Source organism: Bifidobacterium aerophilum, from assembly GCF_010667685.1.
Lineage (GTDB): Bacteria > Actinomycetota > Actinomycetes > Actinomycetales > Bifidobacteriaceae > Bifidobacterium > Bifidobacterium aerophilum.
In genome coordinates this window covers 1-19739 of the sequence record NZ_WHZW01000018.1, presented here as the reverse complement: position 1 = coordinate 19739, position 19739 = coordinate 1, and the positions used below count along the sequence as shown (strand labels likewise).

18 protein-coding genes are annotated in these 19739 nt (G+C 65.4%); 15 read left to right on the top strand and 3 right to left on the bottom strand.

The window, feature by feature from the left end:
- Positions 1-182 precede the first annotated feature (182 nt).
- From argF to GFD25_RS08800, 11 genes are all read left to right on the top strand, one after another.
- On the top strand, positions 183-1148 hold the full coding sequence (gene argF / locus GFD25_RS08845; protein ID WP_163231995.1) for an ornithine carbamoyltransferase: 966 nt from the start codon (positions 183-185) through the stop codon (positions 1146-1148).
- Complete coding sequence (argR, locus tag GFD25_RS08840) at positions 1145-1657, top strand: arginine repressor (protein WP_163231993.1); 513 nt, start codon at positions 1145-1147, stop codon at positions 1655-1657. Before argF ends, argR begins: the two co-directional genes overlap by 4 nt.
- Before the next feature lie 124 nt (positions 1658-1781).
- Positions 1782-3020 (top strand): argininosuccinate synthase, encoded by a 1239-nt coding sequence (locus tag GFD25_RS08835; RefSeq protein WP_163231991.1) that lies wholly within the window; start codon positions 1782-1784, stop codon positions 3018-3020.
- 203 nt (positions 3021-3223) lie between these two features.
- Positions 3224-4723, top strand: coding sequence for an argininosuccinate lyase (gene argH, locus GFD25_RS08830; protein ID WP_163231989.1), 1500 nt, complete (start codon positions 3224-3226; stop codon positions 4721-4723).
- A 164-nt stretch (positions 4724-4887) separates the two neighbouring features.
- On the top strand, positions 4888-5421 hold the full coding sequence (locus GFD25_RS08825) for an HD domain-containing protein (protein WP_163231987.1): 534 nt from the start codon (positions 4888-4890) through the stop codon (positions 5419-5421).
- 3 nt (positions 5422-5424) lie between these two features.
- Complete coding sequence (locus tag GFD25_RS08820) at positions 5425-6240, top strand: putative ABC transporter permease (RefSeq protein ID WP_163231985.1); 816 nt, start codon at positions 5425-5427, stop codon at positions 6238-6240.
- A gap of 127 nt (positions 6241-6367) precedes the next feature.
- On the top strand, positions 6368-7690 hold the full coding sequence (gene tyrS / locus GFD25_RS08815; protein ID WP_163231983.1) for a tyrosine--tRNA ligase: 1323 nt from the start codon (positions 6368-6370) through the stop codon (positions 7688-7690).
- An 86-nt stretch (positions 7691-7776) separates the two neighbouring features.
- Positions 7777-9657, top strand: a complete 1881-nt coding sequence (locus GFD25_RS12050; RefSeq protein ID WP_204314851.1) for a helicase — start codon at positions 7777-7779, stop codon at positions 9655-9657.
- 5 nt (positions 9658-9662) lie between these two features.
- Positions 9663-10694 carry an HAD-IIA family hydrolase gene (locus GFD25_RS08805; RefSeq protein WP_163231981.1) on the top strand — a complete coding sequence of 344 codons (1032 nt, stop codon included), beginning with the start codon at positions 9663-9665 and terminating at the stop codon, positions 10692-10694.
- Positions 10695-10762: 68 nt separating this feature from the next.
- Positions 10763-10912 (top strand): hypothetical protein, encoded by a 150-nt coding sequence (locus GFD25_RS12045; protein ID WP_204314850.1) that lies wholly within the window; start codon positions 10763-10765, stop codon positions 10910-10912.
- Between the two features lie 4 nt (positions 10913-10916).
- Complete coding sequence (locus tag GFD25_RS08800) at positions 10917-11678, top strand: TlyA family RNA methyltransferase (protein ID WP_163231979.1); 762 nt, start codon at positions 10917-10919, stop codon at positions 11676-11678.
- 171 nt (positions 11679-11849) lie between these two features.
- Here GFD25_RS08800 and GFD25_RS08795 read toward each other — a convergent pair whose 3' ends face one another.
- Positions 11850-12503 (bottom strand): potassium channel family protein, encoded by a 654-nt coding sequence (locus tag GFD25_RS08795; protein WP_163231977.1) that lies wholly within the window; start codon positions 12501-12503, stop codon positions 11850-11852.
- Positions 12504-12591: 88 nt separating this feature from the next.
- Positions 12592-14058 carry a TrkH family potassium uptake protein gene (locus GFD25_RS08790; RefSeq protein ID WP_163231975.1) on the bottom strand — a complete coding sequence of 489 codons (1467 nt, stop codon included), beginning with the start codon at positions 14056-14058 and terminating at the stop codon, positions 12592-12594.
- A 214-nt stretch (positions 14059-14272) separates the two neighbouring features.
- Here GFD25_RS08790 and GFD25_RS08785 point away from each other — a divergent pair, with 214 nt between their 5' ends.
- From GFD25_RS08785 to GFD25_RS12415, 4 genes are read left to right on the top strand one after another with little or no spacing between them, the layout of a single operon-like run.
- Positions 14273-15307, top strand: a complete 1035-nt coding sequence (locus GFD25_RS08785) for an NAD kinase (RefSeq protein ID WP_163231973.1) — start codon at positions 14273-14275, stop codon at positions 15305-15307.
- Positions 15307-17112: a DNA repair protein RecN gene (recN, locus tag GFD25_RS08780; RefSeq protein WP_163231971.1), complete on the top strand. Its 1806-nt coding sequence runs from the start codon at positions 15307-15309 to the stop codon at positions 17110-17112. Before GFD25_RS08785 ends, recN begins: the two co-directional genes overlap by 1 nt.
- A gap of 48 nt (positions 17113-17160) precedes the next feature.
- Positions 17161-17826 (top strand): HAD family hydrolase, encoded by a 666-nt coding sequence (locus GFD25_RS08775; protein ID WP_163231969.1) that lies wholly within the window; start codon positions 17161-17163, stop codon positions 17824-17826.
- A gap of 28 nt (positions 17827-17854) precedes the next feature.
- Positions 17855-17980 carry a hypothetical protein gene (locus GFD25_RS12415; protein WP_275575587.1) on the top strand — a complete coding sequence of 42 codons (126 nt, stop codon included), beginning with the start codon at positions 17855-17857 and terminating at the stop codon, positions 17978-17980.
- A gap of 106 nt (positions 17981-18086) precedes the next feature.
- On the opposite strand, the gene thrC is transcribed toward GFD25_RS12415, so the two are convergent.
- The gene (gene thrC / locus GFD25_RS08770; RefSeq protein WP_163231967.1) at positions 18087-19586 is read right to left on the bottom strand and encodes a threonine synthase; all 1500 of its coding nucleotides are present in this window, start codon (positions 19584-19586) and stop codon (positions 18087-18089) included.
- Between the last annotated feature and the right edge of the window lie 153 nt (positions 19587-19739).

Genomic DNA, 19739 nt, shown 5'->3' with positions numbered 1-19739 from the left:
CCCCCCCCCCCCCCCCCCCCCCCCCCCCCATTTTTTATTATCCCCCCCCCCCCCCCACCCCCCCCTGGGCGCGGGCGGGGGGGGCGGTTTTTTTCCAACACCCCCCCGCGGCGGGGGGGGGCCCCCCCCCCCCCCCCCACTCACGACCATCCGTCACATCATTCGCAGACAAGGAGTCCACAATGACCGGTCAGCTTCGCCACATGCTGCGCGACGACGATCTCAACCACGAAGAGCAGAAGCAGGTCCTCGAACTCGGCATGAAGTTCCGCGAGAACCGTTTCTACAAGCAGCCGTTCGCCGGGCCGCAGGCCGTCGCCGTGCTGTTCGACAAGCCCAGCACCCGCACCCGTTCCAGCTTCTCCATCGGAGTGGCGGAACTCGGCGGCTATCCGCTCGTCATCGACAAGTCCGGCTCCCAGCTCGGCCGCGGCGAACCGGTCGCCGACACCGCGCGCGTGCTCACCCGCATGGCGTACGGCATCGTCTGGCGCACCTTCGGCCAGGACCGCGTCGAGGAGATGGCCAAGTACGCAACCTGCCCGGTCGTCAACGCCCTGACCGACGAATTCCACCCCTGCCAGGTGCTCGCCGACTTCCTGACCATCGCGCAGTTCCGCGGCGGCGTGGACGCGCTGGCCGGCAAGACCATCGCCTACGTGGGCGACGCCGCCAACAACATGGCCAACTCCTACCTGCTCGCCGGAGCCGTCGCCGGCATGCACGTTCGCGTGGCCGGCCCGTACGGCTATCTGCCGAGCGCGGACATCGTCGCCGACGCCGAGCGCATCGCCGCCGAGAACGGCGGATCGATCCTCGTGACCACCGATCCGCGCGAGGCGGTCGCCGGCGCGGACTGCGTGTTCACCGACACCTGGGTCTCGATGGGCGAGGAAGCGGAGTATGCGATCCGATCCAAGCCGTTCTGGGATTATCAGGTCAACGACGAGCTCATGGCGCTCGCCAAGCCCGACGCGCTGTTCCAGCACTGCCTGCCGGCCTACCGCGGCAAGGAAGTCACCGCCTCGGTGATCGACGGACCGCAGTCCGTCGTGTGGGATGAGGCCGAGAACCGTCTGCACGCGCAGAAGGCACTGCTCACCTGGCTGATCGGCCAGCAGCGCGGCGACGAGAGCCTGCTCGCATGAGCGAATCCAATCAGCCGCTGCAGCGGCCGGCGTCCCGTGCGGCGCGGCTGAGCGTGATCGAGGAGATCCTGCTCAGCCATGTCATCACGTCGCAGTCGCAGCTGTCCGGCATCCTCTCCGACGAGGGCATCGACGTGACGCAGGCCACGCTCAGCCGTGACCTCGACGAGATCAACGCGATGAAGACGCGGCTCAAGGACGGTACGATCGCCTACACGGTGGGCGATCATGCCGTGCATCAGGCCGCCGGCATCGGGGAGAAGGCCGAACAGCAGATGGCGAAGGTGCTCGGCGGTCTGGTCACATCGGTGGCCGCCGCCAAGAACCTCATCGTCGTGCACACGCCGTCCGGTGCCGCGCAATACGTGGCCAGCGTGGTCGACAAGCAGCCGATCGACGGCGTGCTCGGCACCATCGCGGGAGACGACACCGTCATGGTGATCTGCTCCGACGACGACATCGCCGCCGCCCGCGCGCAATGGCTGCTGTCCGTCGCATCGAAGAACTGACCGGCCCCGGTCGGCCGCTGCCGTCCTGTGGTCGGCCGGCGCCATCGCCCGGCGCCACGCCGAATGCATAAATATACAGACTTGCGCATATACTTGCATCATCTGACGTTACAGAAAGGCAATCATGAGCGATAACAAGCGCATCGTACTCGCATACTCGGGCGGTCTGGACACGTCCGTCGCCATCTCGTACCTCAAGGAGCGCACCGGCAAGGACGTCGTGGCGGTCTCCCTCGACGTCGGCCAGGGCGGCGAGAGCCTCGAAACCATCAAGCAGCGCGCGCTCGCCTGCGGCGCCGTCGAATCCTACGTGGTCGATGCCCGTGACGAATTCGCCAACGAATACTGCATGCTGGCCCTCAAGGCCAACGCCATGTACGAAGGCGTCTACCCGCTGGTCTCCGCCATCTCCCGCCCGCTCATTTCCAAGCACCTCGTGCGCGCCGCCCACCAGTTCGGCGCCGACACGATCTCCCATGGCTGCACAGGCAAGGGCAACGACCAGGTGCGTTTCGAGGTGTCCATCGCCTCCATCGACCCGACGCTCAAGGCCATCAGCCCGATCCGCGACCTGTCGCTGACCCGCGACGTGGAGATCGCGTTCGCCAAGGAGCACAAGCTGCCGATCACCCAGACCGAGAAGAGCCCGTACTCCATCGACCAGAACGTGTGGGGCCGCGCCATCGAGACCGGCTTCCTTGAGGATCCGTGGAACGGCCCGACCAAGGACTGCTACGCCTACACCGATGATCCGGCGTTCCCCCCGGTCGAGGACGAGGTCGTCATCGAATTCAAGCAGGGCATCCCGGTCAAAATCGACGGCCGTGACGTCACCCCGCTGCAGGCCATCGAGGAGATGAACCGCCGCGCCGGCGCGCAGGGCATCGGCCGCATCGACCTGATCGAGGACCGTCTCGTCGGCATCAAGTCCCGTGAACTGTACGAGGCCCCGGGCGCCGTGGCGCTCATCGCCGCGCACCAGGAACTCGAGAACTGCTGCCTCGAACGCGAACAGCACCGCATCAAGCGCGACATCGACAAGCGCTGGGCCGAGCTCGTCTACGACGCGCAGTGGTTCTCCCCGGCCGTGCGTTCGCTCAACGCGTTCATCGAAGAGACCCAGCAGTACGTCTCCGGCGAGATCCGCATGACCCTGCACGGCGGCCGCGCCGTCGTCACCGGCCGTCGCTCCGACTCGTCGCTGTACGACTACAAGCTCGCCACCTACGATTCCGGCGACACCTTCGACCAGAAGTCCTCCAACGGCTTCATCGACATCTACGGCCTGCCGTCCCGCGTCGCCGCCGCCCGCGACGTCCGCTTCGGCAACGGCATCGAAGTGCCGGACAACACCGTCGAGTGACGTCTGCCGCGCGCTGATTGCCTGAAAACGCCGTCAAGCCCTTCCTTGCCCATGCGGGGAAGGGCTTTCGCATAAGACCGTTGGGCGATGGCCATCCATGAATGGTTACGGAGACTGGTAGGCTTTTGATGGTTTACGAGCATGAGAAGCCTACCCGCTTATCCACGCACAGCAACAGCATCAGAAGCTAAGGAGCAACACGCATGGCCGACAGCGCCGAGCAGAACACCGAGCATCTCGCCCTGTGGGGCGGCCGTTTCACATCCGGCCCGTCGCCGGAGCTCGCCCGATTGAGCAAGTCCACCCAGTTCGACTGGCGTCTGGCCGACGACGACATCGCCGGCTCCCGCGCCCACGCGCGTGCGCTCGGCCGTGCCGGCCTCCTCACCGCCGACGAGCTGCAGCGCATGGAGGATGCGCTTGACGAGCTTCAGCGCCGCGTCGACGCCGGCGTGTTCGCGCCGATCGAGGACGATGAGGACGAGGCCACCGCGCTTGAGCGCGGCCTGCTCGCCATCGCCGGCGACGAACTCGGAGGAAAGCTCCGTGCCGGCCGCTCGCGCAACGACCAGATCGCCTGCCTGATCCGCATGTGGCTGCGCCGCCACAGCCGCGTCATCGCCAAGCTCCTGCTGTCCCTCGCCAACGCGCTCATCGAACAGTCCGTCGCCGCCGGCCGCACCGTCATGCCCGGCCGTACCCACATGCAGCATGCGCAGCCCGTTCTGCTCGCGCACCAGCTCATGGCCCACGTCTGGCCGCTGCTGCGCGACGTGCAGCGCCTCGCCGACTGGGACAAGCGCATCGACGCGTCCCCGTACGGCTCCGGCGCGCTCGCCGGCAATACGCTCGGACTCGAACCGGTCGCGGTCGCCCGCGAGCTCGGCTTCTCGAACGTGACCGCCAATTCGATCGACGGCACCGCTTCGCGCGATCTCGTCGCCGAGTTTGCGTTCATCGCCGCCATGACCGGCGTCGACATCTCCCGTCTGAGCGAGGAGATCATCATCTGGAACACTCAGGAGTTCGCATTCGTGCGTCTCGATGACGCGTATTCGACCGGCTCGTCGATCATGCCGCAGAAGAAGAACCCGGACATCGCCGAGCTTGCCCGCGGCAAGTCCGGACGTCTGATCGGCGACCTGACCGGCCTGCTCGCCACGCTCAAGGGCCTGCCGACCGCGTACGCCCGCGACCTGCAGGAGGACAAGGAGGCCGTGTTCGACCAGGTCGACACGCTCGAAGTGCTGCTGCCCGCGTTCACCGGCATGGTCGCCACCATGCAGTTCGACCATGATCGTCTCGAATCCGAGGCGCCGACCGGTTTCGCACTGGCCACCGACATCGCCGAATGGCTCGTCAAGAACGGCGTGCCGTTCCGTCACGCGCACGAGCTGTCGGGCGCATGCGTGAAGATCGCCGAAGGCCGTGGCCAGGAGCTGTGGGATCTGACGGACGAGGACTTCATCGACGTGTTCAAGGACTTCCTGCCGGCCGACAAGGCGCCCGAGGTGCGTGAGGTGCTTTCCACCGAAGGCTCCGTCTCCGCCCGCAACGGCAAGGGCGGCACGTCGCCGCTGCGCGTGCGCGAACAGATCGTCGCCGCGAAGACGTCGATCGAAACGCTGCGCGCGTTCGCGAACTCCGTGTCCGACGGTCCGGCATACAAGTCTCCTGAATCGCTGCGTCAGCCGCAGCGCTGACCGATCGCGCCGCCGCGGCCCACGTGATCGGACCGTGGCGGCGTCGGTGACATATACGGCCCCGGCAACGGGGCCGTTCTCATACCTGCGGACGAACGCGCGGGTTACGCGCCCGTCCTACAATCGATCTGGAACGGACGACCGACGACAAGGGGAACTTCAGGGTGTTGACACGCAACCAGATACGCGCATTGGTCAACGAGCACGGCCACGACATCATCGAACACGAGCACATGCACATCGAGCGAGGCTGCTACCAGCATGGCTGCGTCACCACGTTCGCGCATTCGCTGCGCGTCGCCTGTCTGGCCGTCTGGTTCGCCGACCGCCTGCGTCTGTGGGATCGTGTCGACCTGCGTTCGCTCGTGCGCGCCGCGCTGCTGCACGACTATTTCCTGTATGACTGGCACGAATGGGACAACGGCGATCATCGGATGCACGGATTCACCCACGGTCGCACGGCCCTGCGCAACGCGTTGCGCGACTTCGAACTCAACGCCATCGAACGTGACAGCATCGCGCACCACATGTTCCCGTTGACTCCCACCCCGCCCGGCTACGTCGAAGGCTACCTGGTGACCATGGCCGACAAGGTCAGCGCCACCCGGGAGACGTTCAGCCTGCAACGGTTCAACCGTCCGCGGCTGCCGCACGCGGGCGCGGTCCGCCGCGCCGCGACAACGAAGGACAAGGACTGACCCATGCTGCTCACATTGGAAAAGCTGTTCCTTTGGTTCCTGTTCTACAGCTGCTGCGGCTGGGTGTACGAGTCGATCCTCGTGTCGGTGAGGGAGCGCCGTCCCGTCAACCGCGGCTTCCTCAACGGCCCGCTGTGCCCGATCTACGGCACCGGCGCGGTGCTCGGCATCGTCGTGCTCGGCCAGGTGCACGACAACCCCGTGCTGGTCTTCGTCGTCTCGTCGATCGGCGCATGCCTGCTCGAATATTTCACGTCATGGGCGATGGAGAAGCTGTTCCACGCGCGATGGTGGGACTACTCGCATTACCGGTTCAATCTCAACGGACGCATCTGCCTGCTGGGCGCGATCGTGTTCGGCATCGGCGGCGTCGTGATCGTCGACGTCGTGCAGCCGCGCGTCGCCGAGGTGACCGACATGATGCCGGCTCCCGTCGTGCATTGGCTGAGCTTCGTGTTCCTCGTGCTGACCGCATTGGATACGGCGATCACCGTGGCGGGCATCGTCCACTTCGAGGACAGCCTCGACCAGCTGGCCGCGATGGTCGCCAAGTACGGCGATGCGATGAAGGAACGCGTCGGCGACGCCGTCAGCGGCGCGTCCGATATGGTCGGCGACGCGCTCGGCGACTCGCTGCAGTCCGGCAAGGAGATGTCGACCGAGTTCATGCTCAAGGTCAGGGAGGCGGCCGATTCCGTGTTCAACCGCCAGCAGCGCCGTATGATCGCGTCCTTCCCGCGCCTGCGCGCCGACCGCAACAACGAGGCGCTGCAGGAACTGCGCGACGCGTTCGACAAGCTGCGCCGCGGCCGCAAGTAGTCTCCGTCTGCATGTGGTCCGTGCGCCGTTCCGCGCGCTGTTTCGCGCGCGCGTGCGGCTGTCGGCCTGTTCTGCGAGACTGATAGACGCGTAAAAACCCACAATTTGATAGGGAGAGACAACGGTTATGGCTCACGTCATCGATTTCAAGGAGGCCGGATTCGACTCCGTCCTCGATGAACTGGAATGGCGCGGGTTGATTTCGCAGTCCACCGACCGCGATCAGCTCGCCGAAGCGTTGAACGGAGAGCCGATCACCTATTATTGCGGGTTCGACCCGACCGCCGCGTCCCTGCACATCGGCAACCTCGTCCAGCTCATCAACATGCGTCACCTGCAGATGGCCGGACATCATCCGATCGCCCTCGTCGGCGGCGCCACCGGTCTGATCGGCGATCCGCGCCAGTCCGGCGAGCGTACGCTCAACCCGAAGGACGTGGTGGCCGGCTGGGCCGAGCGTCTCAAGAACCAGATCGGCGGCATCCTCGAAACCGAGGGATCCAATCCGGTGCGTTTCGTGTCCAACTACGACTGGACCGCGCAGATGTCCGTCATCGACTTCCTGCGCGACGTCGGCAAGAACTTCCGCCTCGGCACCATGCTCGCCAAGGACACGGTCGCCCGCCGCCTCAACTCCGAGGAGGGCATCTCCTTCACCGAGTTCAGCTACCAGGTGCTGCAGGGCAACGACTTCCTGCACCTGTACGACGAATACGGCTGCACGCTCGAGATCGGCGGCTCCGACCAGTGGGGCAACCTCACCAGCGGCATGGACCTGATCCGCAAGGTGCGCGGCGCCACGGTGAACGTGTTCACCAGCCCGATCATCACCGACGCCAACGGCAAGAAGTTCGGCAAGTCCGAAGGCAACGCCGTCTGGCTCGACGGCACCATGCTCAGCCCCTACAAGTTCTACCAGTTCTGGTTCAACCGCCCCGACGTGGAGATGGAAAGCCTCCTGAAGGCGTTCACGTTCCTGCCGAAGGCAGAGATCGAACGCCTGGTGGAGGAGTCCAAGACCAATCCGGGCGCCCGCGAGGCGCAGCGTACGCTGGCGTGGGAGGTCACGAGCTTCGTGCACGGCGAGGCCGCGACGCAGGCCGCGATCGACGCGTCCGCCGCGCTGTTCGGCCGCGGCGGTAACCTCGGTTCGATCGACGAGGACACGCTTGAGGCCGCGATTGACGGCCTGAAGGTCGAAGGCGAGGACGGCGCCAGGTCGTTCGCCGCGGTGGCCGCCGGCGATCGCGTGATCGAGGCCGGCGTGAAGGCCGGATTGTTCAAGTCGATCTCCGAGGCGCGTCGAGCGGTCAAGTCCGGCGGCGTGTACCTCAACAACAGCCGCGTGGAGGACGAGGAGCAGACGCTGGGCGACGCGGATTTCCTGCACGGCCGCTTCGCGCTGATCCGCCGCGGCAAGAAGGCCGTCGGCGCGGTCGAAAAGCACTGATTTTTCCATAGAGCACACAAGCAACCAACCAACGATCCCTTCGCCGCCGAACAGGTGGCGAAGGGAACTTCCAGTTAAGGACATCAATGGCAGAAGAACAGGGCCGCTCGGGCGGCAAGTCCTACGGCAATCGCAAATCCTACGGTTCCGGCCGTCCGGGCGGCCGCGGCGGCAACGGTTCCGGCCGTTCGTTCGGCGGCTCCCGCAACGGCGGCAAGTCGGGCGGCTTCCACAAGGGCGGGGCGCGCAAGGATTTCCACAAGGACGGCGGCTTCCGCCGCGATCGCGAAGGTGCCGGCGAAGGCCGCGACTTCCGTCGTGACGGCGATCGTCGCGACTTCCATCGTGACGGCGAGCACGGCGGTTTCCGCAAGTCCAACGGCGGCTTCCACGGCGGCAAGTCCGGCGGTTTCCGCAAGGACGGCGAACGTGGCGGCTATCGCGGCAACGGCGGCTTCCGTCGCGACGACGACCGCAAGGATTTCCGTCGTGACGGCGAGCATCGCGACAACGATCGCCGTGACTTCAAGCGCAACGACGGCGAGCATCGCGGGTTCCGCAAGGACTTCCACAAGGACGGCGAGCGTGGCGGTTTCCGTCGTGACGATCGTCGCGACTTCCACCGTGACGGCGATCGTCGTCAGGGCGGCGACAACCCGCGTTACCAGCGCGACGGCGAGAAGCGTTTCCGTCGTGACGGCGAGGATCGCCGCGATTTCAAGCGTGACGACAACCGTGGCGGCCGTCGTGACTTCCATCGTGACGATCGTCGTGATTTCCGTCGTGATGAACACGGCACCGAGCGTCGCCATGACGGCGAACGTCGTGAGTTCACCCCCGAGGAGAAGCGCGAATACCGCGAGACCAAGCGCCGCGAGTACATGGAGCGCGGTCCGCGCCGCAACTCCGACGGCACGATGAGCTTCCCGTCGCAGAACCCGTACACCGCGCGTCGCCCCGACGAACCGAAGATGCCCAAGGGCATGGAATGGTCGATGCTCTCGACCGACGAACGCGAACGCCTGCGCGGCCTGTCCAAGGAACACGCCGAAAACATCGGCCTGCACATCCTTGCCGCCTACGCGCTTGAGGAATCCAACCCGGAGCTTGCGCTCGCCCACGCCAAGTGGGTGGCCCGTCAGGCGTCCCGCATCGACTTCGCCCGTGAGACGCTCGCGTTCGTCGCGTACCGTCAGGGCGACTACAAGCTCGCGCTGCGCGAGTTCCGCACCGCCTATCGCATGAACGGCTTCCCCGACTACCTGCCGTTCATCGCCGACTGCGAACGCGGCACCGGCAATCCGAAGAAGGCCGTCGAAGTGGCGACCTCCGACGAGGCCAAGCAGCTGCGCGGCGAAGCCAAGGTCGAGATGTTCCTCGTGTACGCCGGCGCGCTCGCCGACCTCGAACAAATGGACAAGGCCATCGAGATCGTGCACACGATCGGCCGTTCCAAGGGTCTGCCGGGCGAATACCGCATGCGCGCCATCCAGGCCGAACAGTACTTCCTCGAGGAGGCTGGACGAGGCGACGAGGCCGCCGATCTCGACCCGCTGCTCGACAAGCTCGAACTGCAGTACGCCGACGATGACGAGGCCGTCGACGACATGGTGATCGACCATGATCTCGAACGCTTCTCCGACGACGAGCTCGACATGCTCGGCATCAGCGAGGACGACGCGCAGTACGCGCCCGAGGATGAGCCGGAAGCCGAAGCGGAAGACGCCGAGGATGCGGCCGACTCCGACGAGGAAGCCGATGACGCCGAAGACGTGAAGGAAGTCGCCGGTATGAGCGAGGCTGCCGAGTCCGACACCTCCGATCAGGCTAGCGAGGCCGGCGACGACGAATCCGAACTGCCGGCCGAAGAGGCGCAGGACGGTTCCGATTCCGCCGTCGAACCGGCGACCGACATCGACGATGCGGCCGAACCGGACGAGAACGCCGACGCCGCGGACGCCGAGTGACCGGCATGCTCAAATCAACCGACAAGCCGATCGCCGAAGCCTACCGTTTGGCGCTGCTCGACCTTGACGGCGTGGTGTACCGGGGCAAGAACCCGGTCGAACACGCCGCCGAGTCGATCCGCCGCGCCGAAGCCGCGGGCATGGCCATCGAATACACGACCAACAATTCGTCGCGATTCCAGCGTGTCGTCGCCGAGCAGCTGCGCGGCTTCGATCTCGACGTCGAACCGCATCAGGTCATCACCTCCTCGGTGGTCGCCGCGCGCATGGTACGCCGGCATGTGCCGGCTGGATCCAAGGTGCTGGTGCTGGGCGCCGAACACCTGCGCGAGGAAGTCGCCAGGCAGGGGCTGACAGTGGTCGATGGCGCGGCCGACGCGCCGGTCGCCGCCATCCAGGGATGGTATCCGGACATGCGTTGGCAGGAGATGGCCGAAGTCGCGTTCGCCGTCGAACATGGGGCCACGTATTTCGTCACCAACCGCGATCTGACGATTCCGCGCGAACTGGGCATCGCGCCCGGTTGCGGCTCGATGATCCAGGCCGTCATCAACGCGACCGGCGTCGAACCGGTCGCCTCGGCCGGCAAGCCCGAATCCGCCATGTACGACGAGGCCCGTCTGCTGGCGGCCGGCGACGACTCGCAACCCGTGGCCAAGGACGCGTGCCTGGCGATCGGCGACCGTCTCGACACCGACATCGAAGCGGGCAACCGCGGCGGATATGATTCGCTGGCGGTCTTGACCGGCGTGACCAATCCGCACGAGCTCATGCTCGCGCCCGCGCACCTGCGACCCACCTACATCGTCAAGGACCTGCGCGGTCTGCTGGACGCGATGCCGCAGGTCGAAGTCGGTCCTGGCGGCACAGGGCATTGCGGCCATGCCACGGCCTCGTTGGATGCCGCCGACCGTATGCTGTCGGTCAGCGATCCGTCCGACATCGACGCGTTGCGCGCCGCATGCGGCCTGATGTGGTCCTACGCCGACAACGGCGGCGATCCGACCGAAGTGGCGCTGCCCGATTTCACGCTCTGACATCCGTCGCGGCCCCTGCATCAGGCATGGGGCCGCGATCTTTTTTCGTAACGGGAGGACAACGGGATATGGGAACGGACGAACGACCGGTATCCGACGACTTGCGGCAACGGTTCCCGCAGCTGAACGACGTGGCCGGTTCCGACATCCCGCAGCGGATCGAGACGTTCCAGGCCATTCTCGACCAGTTGCAGCGCGAACTCGACGAAACGCGGTGACGTCATGGCCCGACTCGACTCGCTGCTCGTAGATCTCGGCCTGATCGACAGCCGATCCAAGGCGCAGAAGCTCATCAGGGCCGGTCAGGTGCTCGTCGACGGGAAGCCGGCGTGCAAGCCGTCCATGAACGTGTCCGGTGACGTGTCGTCGATCACCGTCGACAAAGGCGACGATTACGTGTCCCGCGGCGCCTACAAGCTGGTGGGCGCCTTCGACGTGTTCCGGGACAAGGGGCTCGTGGACCCTGACGGCATGCGATGCCTTGACATCGGCGCGTCCACGGGAGGATTCACGCAGGTGCTGCTGCGACGCGGGGCATCGCGGGTCATCGCCCTCGACGTGGGGCACGGCCAGCTGGACGCCCGCATCGCCGACGACCCGCGGGTCGTACGCATGGATGGCGTCAACATCCGCGACGTGACCGCGGACGACCTGCCGTACCGGCCCGAAATGATCGTCTCCGACGTGTCCTTCATCTCATTGACCTACGTGATACCCGTCATCGCACGGATCGCCGCGTCCGGCGCGCACATCGTGCTGCTGGTCAAGCCGCAGTTCGAAGTCGGACGCGAGGGATTGGACCGCCACGGCATCGTCGAGGATCCGGCCCTGCGCGAGCGGGCGTTGCACAAGGTGACGCAATGCGCCGCGGATCACGGTCTGGATGTGATCGCCACGGCCGATTCACCGATCGAAGGCACGCACGGCAACGCCGAATACCTGCTGTACGCGCGGGCTTCGCATATCCCGCCATGTGATGACTGAAATGTTTCGATAGCGCGGTGTCCGGGTCGCTCCGGCGTATGTGATGTCCGACACGCTCCGGGGCGCTCGCCCCAGTCATGCGGTCTGACATCGCATACGCCGGAGCGACCCTCGTTGGACTGGGCCGGCTGGATTCGGCTGATGTGGAATCGCCGTCAATATAGGTAGGTGTCAGCCGCGAATGAACTTGTCGATCTGGTCTTCCTTGCCCATGATGATGAGCTCGTCGTTGCGGTGCATGATGAGCTCCTTGGAGCCGTACTGGAACTCCTTGCCGGGGGACTTGATGCCGACCACGGTGATGCCGTACCGTTCATGCACCTTCGCGTCCTCGATGCTGTAGCCGACCACATGCTGCGGCGTATGGATCTTGACGACCGTGTGCGCGCCCTCGATTTCGATGTAGTCGAGGTAATTGCCGGAGACGAGATGTCCGACGCGCTTGCCGGCATCGGTTTCCGCGTTGATGATGTGCCGCGCGCCGATGCGCTGCAGGATGCGCGCATGCTCCTTGGACACGGACTTCGCCCAGATGTCGGAAATGCCGGCGTCGAGAAGATTGCCGGTGGTGATGACGGACGCCTCGACGCTGTCGCCGATGGCGACGATGGCGGTATTGAAATCCGAGGCGTTGAGCTGTTCGAGAGCCAACATGTCGGTCATGTCTGCCTGCACGGTGGGAATCTGCGACGACCAGCGATTCACCAGTTCGGGATCCTTGTCGACGGCGAGCACATCCTGACCCATGGCGTCCAGCGTCGTCGCCACCGAACTGCCGAAACGGCCCAGTCCGACGACCAGAATGCTTCTGCCATTGCTTGCCATGACCTCATGTTCCTTTCCTGACGGTTCCATGCCACCGGTCGGACGATGGCAAACCACTGATACGCATCATAGCGGGGCGTCCGTCCGATCAGCCGACGACCAGCGGTTCGGTGGGGTAGCGGACCGACTCCATCGCGCGCGGACGGCTGATCGAATAGGCGATCGTCATCGGGCCGAGACGCCCCACGATCATCGTGAAGGCCAGGATCGCCAGTGCGGCGGGATTGTCCTCGCGGGCGACGCCAACCGAATAGCCGCCCAGACCGAACGCCGAACATGCGTCGAACAACGCGTTGGTCAGCGAGGCGTCGGCGACGAGCATCAGCGCCATCGCTGCCCCGAGCACCAGCATCAGGCAGGTGGTGGTGATGCTGACGGCCGTCATCGCCACGTTCGTGTGTATGCGCCGGCGGAACGCGTTGATGTCCTTATGTCCGGTGAAGGAGGCCCGGCATACGAGCAGGATCACCGCGAACGTGGTGACGCGGATGCCTCCGGCGGTGGACGTGCTGCCTCCGCCGATGAACATGACGATGCTCATGAACACCTTCGTCGCCTCGCTCACCTGCGGCATCCACGACAGGTCGAATCCGGAGCTGCGCGGCATGACCGCGGCCACCATGGCGTGTCGAAGGCGCGTCTCCACATCGGCGTTCTTGAACAGGAACGGGTTGTCCCATTCGACCATCAGGAACCACGCGAGCGACAGGGCGACGATGGCGAACGTCATCGTCAGCGTCACCTTGGTGTGCAGGCTCCACCGGCGAGGCGGCACATGGTGGCGGGCGCACCGCATGAGGTTGAGCAGCACGGGGAAGCCGAGCGTGCCGCAGAACGCCGACATCATGATCGGCATGCCGACCGCCCAGTTGTTCACATGCAGCCCTGCGCCGTCCGGCGTGAACCCCGCGTTGTTGTACGACATGACCGCGAAGAACAGCGCCTCCCAGGAGGTCTTGCCCCAATCGCCCCGGTTGATCGACCACAGGCCGGGGAACAGTGCGAAAAACGTGATGGTCTCGATGACGAACGTGGTGGTGATGACCACCGTGAGCACGCCGCGGATCTCGGACAGCTTCGTGGTGCCCAGCTCCGTGGCGGTGAGCAGCCGTTGCGTGGCCTTCATGTGATGATTGACCGCAAGGGCGATCATGGAAGCGAACGTCATGACGCCCAATCCGCCCATCTGCACCGAAACCAGCAGGATGGCCTGACCGAACTGCGTCCAGTGCGTGGTGGAGTTGACGATCGAGATGCCGCAGGTCGACAGGGCGGACACGGCGGTGAACAACGCGGTCGAGAACGTGGTGGTCTCATCCGGCGGAGTGGATTGCGGCAGCATCAGCATACCGGTCGCCACGACGACCAGCGCCATGAAGTAAATGATCGTCAGCCTGCCGGGGTGCGAGGTCATATGCTGGCGGAACGTATGCCGATGCGTGGCGTGACGTTCCTCCGCCGCGGCCTTCTCGAACGTGTCTCCGGAGAACCACCAGGCGTATCCGCGTGAGGATTCGCGATTGGATGAGGATTCGTCAAAAACGAGGTTCGACATCGCTTCCTCCTTGTCCGCGGTGGTGTCTGACGGTCCTTCATGATTGATGGAGCACATTCTATGCCCTGCATATGAGAACGGCGGCATCCTCCGTCGGTTCGCACGGCGCGCCGCAAGGTGGGAGACGGCGTGTCATGCGAACATGTGTTCGAAATCTCGATTGGTTCGGATAAGATGAGGACTGTTCTTGTTTCCTGCTGGCAAGGGGGATGCGATGGTTGGCGTTCGACACGCGGTGGTGGTGACGCACACCCGTCTTCGCGAAAGCGGCACGGTGGTCGCGGAGGCCGTGGCGCAGCTGCGTCGGTCGGGATTCGAGGTGTCGATCATCGACAACACCGAGGCGCCCGAGTTCGGCGCCAAGCCTCCCGTGGTGCCGAGCAACACCGAGATCGTCGTCGTGCTGGGCGGGGACGGCACGATCCTTCGTGCGGCCGAGCTTGTCCACTGCACGCAGGTGCCGATCCTTGGCGTGAACCTGGGGCATGTCGGTTTTCTGGCGGAATTCGAAAGCTTCCAGATGAGCGAGGCCATCCGGCGCATCGCGGAACATGACTATTCGATAGACGAGCGCATGATCGCGCACGTCGACGTATGGCTGCCCGGCGCCCGCAAGCCGTTGGAGGATTGGGCGCTCAACGACATCACGGTGGAACGGGCGGACCGGGGCAAGATGGTCGAGCTGTCGATCCGGGTCGACGACGTGGAGATGAGTTCGTTCGGATGCGACGGCGTGATCGTATCCACTCCTACCGGCTCGACGGCGTATGCGTTCTCGGCGGGAGGCCCGATCATGTGGCCGAACGTGCAGGCGTTGCAACTGGTGCCGCTGGCCGCCCACGCGCTGTTCGCGCGGCCGCTGATCATCGGTGCCGGTTCCACGTTCGCGCTGGACATCCTCGACGATTCCATGTCGGATGGGTGGATCTGCTGCGACGGGCGACGTCAGCGCGCGTTGCCGAAGGGCACTCGCATCGAGGTGCGTCAGTCGAAGGACACGCTGAGGTTGGCCCGTCTGTCCGGCGTGCCGTTCACCAATCGTCTGGTGACCAAATTCGATCTGCCTGTGGTCGGATGGCGCGAGCAGGCGCGTGGGGGAGCGTCCGGAGAGCCGGCCGTTCGGCACGGGCATGTGTTTCCGGAGGGCGTCGGCGCGTCGACGGGCGGACACGGGTCCGATGATGATGCGGCCGTGGCGTATCCGACGTCCGGCGCATCCGGTTCGATCGAGGGGAACGGAGTGCGCTGATGCTGGAGGAACTGGAAATCCGTGACCTCGGTCCGATCCGGCACGCATTGCTCACTCCGGCCGCCGGCATGACGGCGATCACCGGCGAGACCGGCGCCGGCAAATCCATGCTGCTCAGCGCGCTCAAGCTGATTTCGGGTGGTACCGCGGATTCCGGACGCGTATCGGCCGGTGCAAAGGAATCATGGGCGCAGGGCGTATTCGCGGTCGGCGACGATGACGCGCGAACCGAAGGGACCGGTGTCGTACGCATCGCGCGTGAGGCAGGGGTCGCCCCACAGGACGGCGAGCTGTTCCTTTCGCGCACCGTACCGGTATCCGGTCGCTCGCGCGCGGTCGTCAACGGGCGGTCCGTGCCGCGTGCGGTCCTGGGCGATCTGGCCGGAGAACTGGTCACCATCCATGGGCAGGCGGATCAGCTGCGCATCGCCTCGCCGGCGCGTCAGCGCGAATTCCTGGACATGGTCGCAGGCGACGAACGTGAACTTGCCGCCTATCGCGAGGCATGGGACGCGTTGTGCGCGCTCGACGAACGACTCGCGCGCATGGAGCATCAGGAGGCGTCCGCCCGCCAGCAGGCCGACTATCTGCGGGAATCCATCGACCGCATCAACCGGGCCGACCCGCAGCCGGGTGAGGACGAGGAGCTGAAGGCGCGTCGGTCGCGCATCGAAAACGCGGCCGATATCGCGCAAGGCGTCTCCGCGGCCCTTGCCGCCCTTGACGCTTCCCAGGTCAGCGTCGATGCGGACGAGGCAGGTGCTTCGGAGCTCATCAACCGCGCCGCGCAGGCATTGCGCGCCATCCGGGCGGACGGTGATTTCGCCGGTCTGGCCGACCGCCTCGAATCCGTCAACGCCGATCTGTCCGACATCGTCTATTCGCTGGCGCGGGAACTTGATGTCGACGACAACGTCGACGATCTCGACGAGATCAACGCGCGCATCCACGAACTCGGAGAGCTCACCCGGCGCTGGGGGCCGACTTTGGCCGATGTGATCGCATGGCGTGACAAGGCCGTATTCGATATGGAGGACCTCGACGCATCGCCGGAAAAAATCGCCGAGTTGCGCGAGGAACGTGATCGGCTGTTCGCTGCCGCCATGAGCGCGGCCGGTCAACTGCACGACGCTCGTGTCGCCGCATCCCGTTCGTTGGCGGCCACGGTGACCGGCGAGTTGTCGTCTCTGGCGATGGACGGCGCCGCTCTGAACATTCGCGTCGTGAACCGTGCGGAACGGGCTGGGAACGCCGCCGCCGCAGGTGCGGACGCCGACAGGCCGGCCACGTGGCCGCTCGACGCGAACGGTAGCGACGACATCGCCTTCCTGTTCACGCCCTATGAGGGCGCGCCCGAACTGCCGATGGGCAAAAGCGCGTCCGGCGGCGAACTGAGCCGACTCATGCTCGCCATGGAATTGTCGGCTGCCGACCGGCATACAGGAGGCGAGACTCCCATGACGTTCATCTTCGATGAGGTCGACGCCGGCGTGGGCGGTAAGACCGCGGTCGAGCTGGGCCGGCGTCTTGCGCGTCTTGCGAGTACGGCGCAGGTCATCGTCGTCACCCATCTGGCTCAGGTCGCCAGCTGGGCCGACGCGCAGTTCGTCGTCACCAAGGAGCCGCCGGACGCCGACGACGACGCGGTGGGCGTCGTCACCACCGTCGCCGAAGTGCGGGACGACGAACGTGTGCGTGAGATCGCGCGCATGCTGTCCGGCTCCGAATCCGAAGCGTCGCTCGACCACGCGCGCGAACTGCTCGGCTCGTCGCGATTGGAAGACGGGGCCGATCTCGCCGCGTGACGTACGCCGGCCCGAAGGCCACCGACATCGAATATCAAGGAGACTTACATGACTGGAATCGACAACAGCAGCAAAGCCGCCATCTTCGATCTCGACGGCACGCTGCTCGACTCGATGGGCGTATGGGATCAGGTCGACATCGACTTCCTCGGCCGTCGTGGCATCGAAGTGCCGGCAGACTACATGATCAAGGTCGCGTCCATGCAGTTCCGGCAGATCGCCGAATACACGATCGCCCGGTTCGGCCTGCCGGACACCCCCGAGCAGCTCATGGACGAATGGGACGATATGGCCCGCGTCGCCTACTCCACCGTGGTCGAAGCCAAGCCTCATGCGGTCGAATACCTGACTTGGCTCAGGGAATCCGGCGCGAAACTGGCGGTCGCCACCTCACTGCCGCCAACGTTGCGTGAACCGGCCATGAAGCATGTCGGTATCTTCGACTTCTTCGACGTGACCGTCAGCGTCGACGACGCGGGAGACGTGGGCAAGGGCAGCCCCGACGTCTACCTGTTGGCCGCCTCCCGTCTCGGCGTCGAACCCGCGGACTGCACCGTGTTCGAGGATCTGCTCATCGGCATACGCTCGGCGAAATCGGCGGGCATGAAGGTCTGGGCCATGCACGACGACTCCTCCGACGCCGACTGGCCCGCCATCTGCGACGCCGCCGACGGCGTTCTCTTCGATTTCGCCGACGCGCCGCGCGTCCTGTAAGCGGTGATCCGCATCATCAACGAACGCAATGGCAGACAAGGGGAACGATCATGAATGGGCCTGGGCCGTGCAGCCAACGACCATCGGCGTGATCTGCATCGACCTGTTCGCCACGATCACGATGCCGATCACCGTGCCGCCGCTCATGGTGTAACGCGATGTGTATGCCATATACCACGAAGGCCGTTCCCGACATAGGTTCGGGAACGGCCTTCGCTCAGTGTCCGCGTAGGGTCAGCCCACGCGGAGTTCCGGACGAATCACAGCGCCTTGGCGGCGGACTCCACGAAGTCCTCCATGCCGTCGATCGGCACGACGGTGTCGAAGCGCACGTCGGCATGCTCAAGGCCGCGCAGCGCGGCGGGCGCCACGGTGCCCGTTTCGCGCGCGAGCACGTCCATGCAGTCGAAATCGGTGCCGGTCGCGTCGAAGCCGAGCGCCTCGTTGACCGTGCGCGGGAACTTGTACGGGCTGGCGGTCGCGAGGATCACGCGCGGGGTCAGCGGGTCGCGCGGCATCTGCTGCGCCACGAAATACGCGCACGCCGTGTGCGGGTCGATCACGTACCGGTTCTTCGCCCAGCAGTCGGCGATCATCTCGCGCACCTGGTCCTCGTTCGCCCAGCCGCAGCCGAACAGCTGACGCACTTTCGCCAGCAGCGGTTCGGGAACCTCGTACGTGCCCCAGTTCTTCAGATCGTTCATGAGCATCGAGATCAGCCGCGTGTCGCCTTCGGCGAAGTAGTACAGCATGCGCTCGAGGTTCGAGGAGACGAGGATGTCCATCGACGGCGAGATCGTCTGATAGAACGGACGCTGACGGTTGTACGTGCCGGAGGTCAGGAAGTCGAACAGCACGTTGTTCTTGTCGGACGCGACGACAAGATGCTTGACCGGCAGGCCGAGACGCTTCGCATAGTAGCCGGCGAGGATGTCGCCGAAGTTGCCGGTCGGCACGACGAACTCCACCTCGTCTCCCACGTTGATGACCTGCTGTTCCAGCAGCTGCGCGTACGCGGAGAAGTAGTAGACGACCTGCGGCACGAGACGGCCCACGTTGATCGAGTTCGCGGACGACAGCACGACATGCGAGTCGGCGGCGAGACGTCCGGCCAGCTCGCGGTCGCCGAAGATGCGCTTGACCGCGGACTGCGCGTCGTCGAAATTGCCCTCGACCGCGGCGACGTTCACGTTCGAGCCGGTCTGGGTGGTCATCTGCAGCTCCTGCACCTGCGACACCTTGCCCTGCGGGTAGAACACGGTGATCGCGGTGCCCGGCGCGTCGGCGAATCCGGCCAGCGCGGCCTTACCGGTGTCGCCGGACGTGGCGGTCAGGATCATGATCTTCTCGTCCGCGTGGTCGGCGCCGTCGCCGCCGGCCGGTGCGGTACGTGCCATGAACCGCGGCAGGATCTGCAACGCGACGTCCTTGAACGCGGAGGTCGGGCCGTTGAACAGTTCGAGGATGTAGTCGTCGCCGACCGGCTTGAGCGGCGTGATCCGCTCGTCGGACCACTGCGTGCCGTACGCGGCGGCGATGCAGTCCTTGAGCTCGTCCTCGCCGAAGTCCGGCAGCAGCGCATGCAGCACGTCGTACGCGATCGCCTGATACGAACGGCCGGCGAGATCCGCGATGTCGACCTTCGTCTCGCCGAGCGAATCGGTCACGAACAGGCCGCCGTCGTCGGCTAGACCCAAGCGGATGGCCTCCTTCGAGGTCAGTGAATCGGTGGTGGAACGCGTGGAATGGAACGTGGTCATGATGTCCTTCGCGAAAGATGACGAATACCGACAGTATGGGCCAAGTCTACCGTCAGCGGTGGGCAGAACGACGGCCGGCGACGTGCCTCACGTTTTTTGAGCGCGTAGGGTGTGGTGGTGCCTCATCGGGAATGAGCGCGAACGGTATCGGTC

Bases quoted from the DNA above. Each gene is read 5' to 3' on its own strand.
- argF (WP_163231995.1), top strand. From the start codon at position 183: ATGACCGGTCAGCTTCGCCACATGCTGCGCGACGACGATCTCAACCAC.
- argR (WP_163231993.1), top strand. From the start codon at position 1,145: ATGAGCGAATCCAATCAGCCGCTGCAGCGGCCGGCGTCCCGTGCGGCG.
- GFD25_RS08835 (WP_163231991.1), top strand. From the start codon at position 1,782: ATGAGCGATAACAAGCGCATCGTACTCGCATACTCGGGCGGTCTGGAC.
- argH (WP_163231989.1), top strand. From the start codon at position 3,224: ATGGCCGACAGCGCCGAGCAGAACACCGAGCATCTCGCCCTGTGGGGC.
- GFD25_RS08820 (WP_163231985.1), top strand. From the start codon at position 5,425: ATGCTGCTCACATTGGAAAAGCTGTTCCTTTGGTTCCTGTTCTACAGC.
- tyrS (WP_163231983.1), top strand. From the start codon at position 6,368: ATGGCTCACGTCATCGATTTCAAGGAGGCCGGATTCGACTCCGTCCTC.
- GFD25_RS12050 (WP_204314851.1), top strand. From the start codon at position 7,777: ATGGCAGAAGAACAGGGCCGCTCGGGCGGCAAGTCCTACGGCAATCGC.
- GFD25_RS08805 (WP_163231981.1), top strand. From the start codon at position 9,663: ATGCTCAAATCAACCGACAAGCCGATCGCCGAAGCCTACCGTTTGGCG.
- GFD25_RS12045 (WP_204314850.1), top strand. From the start codon at position 10,763: ATGGGAACGGACGAACGACCGGTATCCGACGACTTGCGGCAACGGTTC.
- GFD25_RS08800 (WP_163231979.1), top strand. From the start codon at position 10,917: ATGGCCCGACTCGACTCGCTGCTCGTAGATCTCGGCCTGATCGACAGC.
- GFD25_RS08795 (WP_163231977.1), bottom strand. From the start codon at position 12,503: ATGGCAAGCAATGGCAGAAGCATTCTGGTCGTCGGACTGGGCCGTTTC.
- GFD25_RS08790 (WP_163231975.1), bottom strand. From the start codon at position 14,058: ATGTCGAACCTCGTTTTTGACGAATCCTCATCCAATCGCGAATCCTCA.
- GFD25_RS08785 (WP_163231973.1), top strand. From the start codon at position 14,273: ATGGTTGGCGTTCGACACGCGGTGGTGGTGACGCACACCCGTCTTCGC.
- recN (WP_163231971.1), top strand. From the start codon at position 15,307: ATGCTGGAGGAACTGGAAATCCGTGACCTCGGTCCGATCCGGCACGCA.
- GFD25_RS08775 (WP_163231969.1), top strand. From the start codon at position 17,161: ATGACTGGAATCGACAACAGCAGCAAAGCCGCCATCTTCGATCTCGAC.
- GFD25_RS12415 (WP_275575587.1), top strand. From the start codon at position 17,855: ATGGCAGACAAGGGGAACGATCATGAATGGGCCTGGGCCGTGCAGCCA.
- thrC (WP_163231967.1), bottom strand. From the start codon at position 19,586: ATGACCACGTTCCATTCCACGCGTTCCACCACCGATTCACTGACCTCG.